At 61.6% G+C, this 3,428-nt stretch carries 3 protein-coding genes; all 3 read left to right on the top strand.

Annotated elements, in window-relative coordinates; translation table 11 throughout:
* Positions 1-579: 579 nt before the first annotated feature.
* The 3 genes from AC5Y42_RS23510 to AC5Y42_RS23500 all read left to right on the top strand — a co-directional run bounded on the left by AC5Y42_RS23510 (position 580) and on the right by AC5Y42_RS23500 (position 3,386).
* The gene (locus AC5Y42_RS23510; protein ID WP_499900969.1) at positions 580-1,311 is read left to right on the top strand and encodes an Rv3717 family N-acetylmuramoyl-L-alanine amidase; all 732 of its coding nucleotides are present in this window, start codon (positions 580-582) and stop codon (positions 1,309-1,311) included.
* 281 nt (positions 1,312-1,592) lie between these two features.
* Positions 1,593-2,414: a serine hydrolase gene (locus tag AC5Y42_RS23505; protein ID WP_499900968.1), complete on the top strand. Its 822-nt coding sequence runs from the start codon at positions 1,593-1,595 to the stop codon at positions 2,412-2,414.
* Positions 2,415-2,630: 216 nt separating this feature from the next.
* Positions 2,631-3,386, top strand: a complete 756-nt coding sequence (locus AC5Y42_RS23500; protein ID WP_499900967.1) for a trypsin-like serine protease — start codon at positions 2,631-2,633, stop codon at positions 3,384-3,386.
* Positions 3,387-3,428: the final 42 nt, after the last annotated feature.

Raw genomic sequence — 3,428 nt, 5'->3', positions numbered from 1 at the left:
AGAACCTTCGACTTACCCGCCCGATTCGGAAACCACCTCGACGACGAGTTACGCGAACACACCGACCGCGTCGGTGCCTCCGCCTGATTTGGTGCAGACGCCGGACTCCTACGGTGTGAACTGTTCCGACGGGTATCACCGCCCGGACCGTTCAGGGTGGGCGACGAACTCGGGGCGTGGTACCACTGAAACCTCGTGCCTATTTGCGAACAATGTCCTGCAGGCCTATTGGAACACCTATCCCTCGCCGAGCCGCGACTCGCGTGAGGTTGTCGCTGGCGGCACGGTGCCGTGCGGCGATGTCAATGCGAACGCAAGTACACCAATCCCATGCTCTGGCAACGACTTCCTCATGACGTGCGTCGCCAGTGGCGACGACCCCTGGATCACGTGCACAGGAGGCAATGACGCCAAGGTCTACCTCTACTAGAGCAGTGGAACCCCCACGATTGCAATCGCATTCGGGCGAAGCCGACGGCTTCCATGGTTGATTGCTACGATCCCGGCGTGCTCGATTCGCCCTCGCCGCGCGGGTGCGGCAGACTGCGATCAGTTTCACGACGGACCGTCGTGAGGTACATGGGTGTCTTGGTGCTAATAATGAACCTCGCGTCGACGGCAATGGTTAACGCACCGAAAGCCTTGTCCGCCAGCCTCGCCGGCATGCTGGTCTTCCTTGACCCCGGTCACAATGGCGTGTCCGATCCCTCGATAACCCGGCAAGTCCCGAATGGCCGGGGCGGTACGAAGCAGTGCAACACCACAGGTACCGCGACCAGTGACGGCTATGCCGAACATGCCCTCAACTGGGACGTCACATTGCGCATCCGCGATGCACTCGACCAGATGGGTGCACACACCCAGTTGTCCCGGGAAGGCGACAATTCAGTTGGGCCCTGCGTTGATCAGCGCGCCGCGCTGGCCAACGCGATGCATCCGGATGCGATCGTCAGCGTCCACGCTGACGGTGGACCGCCGACCGGTCGGGGCTTTCACGTGAACTACTCCAGTCCCCCGCTCAACGACGCGCAGGCCGGGCCAGCGCTGCAACTCGCCCAAGCGATGCGCGATGCACTGGTTGCATCAGGTCTTCAACCGTCCACCTACATCGGGTCTGACGGTCTGTATGGCCGCGCCGATCTCGCGGGCCTGAACCTGGCCCAGTATCCGGCGGTTCTGGTCGAGCTCGGCAACATGAAGAACGGCGGCGATGCCGCACAGATGCAGAGCGCTGATGGCCGAGCGAAATTTGCCGCGGCAGTCGTTGAAGGGATGGTCGCCTATCTCAGCGGAAAGGGCGCGGGTACCTGAATTGAGTGCGGCCCTCACTGCTGCGCAAATTTCCACAGGGTATCCGGGAGTCGTTGACAGCAAACGGTTCTGTGGAGGATCGTCGAACGCAATGTCGCAGAAATGTTCCAACATTCTCGGTCGCCTAAGCACTTACGGTCATGTGCGGTAGTCGTGTCCGTCGTTTCGGGCGGTCCAGCCGTGCCGGCGGCGAGACACGGCTCGCTTCTGGCATAACCCTCATGCTGGCGGCCTGTGTGGTTCTGACAAGTTGCGTATTTGGCGGGCACCATTCAGCTCCTGTGTCCCCATCGCCGACCCCGAACTCGGCGGGGCGGCACACCGCTGCCCCTGCACCACCGCAAGGGACGACGATTGCACCGGGATCGGCTCCGAGCGACGCAGCCACACCACTGGGCGCAGAATTCACCAAGTTGCAGAACAAGCTGCAAGCCAAGATGGGTCTCGTCATCAGTGCCGTCGGCTCCGACCCAAAACAACTCGTCTTCGGCGACTGGACAAGCGGACCCGCCTGGTCGACGATGAAAGTCCCGGTGGCCATCACTGCCATGGGCGAAGAAGACCCACCGACCGTCACCGACGCGATGCGGGCCGCCATCACTCAGTCCGACAACGCGGCCGCCGAGTCGATTTGGGACAACTTGGGCGATCCGGTCACGGCCGCGCACAAAGTCGAAGCCTTCATGAGCAAACTCGGCGACCCGACGACCGTGGAGTGGCGAAAGCTACGGCCGCAATTCACCGCCTTCGGGCAGACCAGATGGTCCTTGACCAACCAGGCTCGGTTCACCGCGGCCGCGGCGTGCGACAGCGGGAGCGCACCGATCTTCAACTTGATGGGTGAGGTGGAAGCGGGCCAGCGTTGGGGGCTTGGGGCTGTACCGAATACCCGGTTCAAGGGCGGGTGGGGTCCCTCACCTACCGGTGCGTATCTGGTGCGACAACTGGGGGTGCTGAAGACGCCGACCGGTCTGACCGCCGTAGCGGTGGCGACAGAGCCGGCATCGGGATCGTTCGATGACGGCACGCAAGAACTCACTGAAGTAAGCAAGTGGTTGACCTCCCACATGTCGGAATTGCCTACCGGGCAATGTGATCACTAGATCTTTTCTCAGTTGGTCGGCCGCACGCACTGTCGCCTGTGCCGACGTCGCACCTAGGTAGCCAAACAGCACTGCCGGCAACACCGGGCACCGCACCAACTCGCCAAGAATCCCTTGAGAATCCTCCAAGGCGTCCGCCGCAACCTAATCCGACACAACGGTAGTTCGACGCCTGACCGTCCGACTGCCCCAGACAGCGAGATTAGGACCACGACGATGACAAAAGCAATGATCGCAGCGGTGACCGGCGTTGCCATTGCGTGCGCTTTTGCGCTATCCGTGATTGCGGGGCCGCAAGCGAACGCCGCAACCAGCGCAGATTGGGCGTGGCCGGGAATGCGGTACGACATTTACAAGAACGGTTCTTGGTACAACTGCAGCGTGGGGTTCCCTGCGTGGGATAGCTCAGGCAACCGGTATTTCATCTCCGCGGGCCACTGTTTCCGCAGCGAGGCAGGTATCCACTACCAGCAACCCGACGGGGCTGGGGTCGAAATCTACAGTCCCTCGGACCATGTCAACGCCGTAGGCTTCGAACTGACCTATACGATCCCCAGTGGGGGTATCTATGACGACGTGTCGCTGGTCGAGATGTTTCCAGGCCAAAAGTTGTATGGCACTGGCTGGGAACATATTCCGGACAATCCCGTAGCTGGTGCTGTGGGTGATGAGGCCTGTCTGGTGGGTGATCGGCACGACACGTCAAACTGCGGAGCGGTGACAGCTACGGACGTTCGCCAGACCGTGACCGGCTATTCCTGGCTGGAAGATGTCACCACCGCCTCGTACTGTGCGCACCCCGGTGATAGCGGCGGAGCGGTCTACAACAGCAACGGAGCCCTAGGAATCGAGGTGACCAGCGACGAAGCGCATAACGAGCCGGGTACGCCGGGTAACTGCAGTAGTTCCTTCATCCCGATCGGGCGGGTGTTGAACGTACTACACGAAAACAACCCCTCGCTGACTATCTAGTGGCCGCCGCAGCCACGATGACTGCCGAGCCGCACGGACACA

The organism is Mycobacterium sp. NGS48 (assembly GCF_059812585.1).
This window is presented reverse-complemented; position numbering and strand designations above follow the sequence as displayed.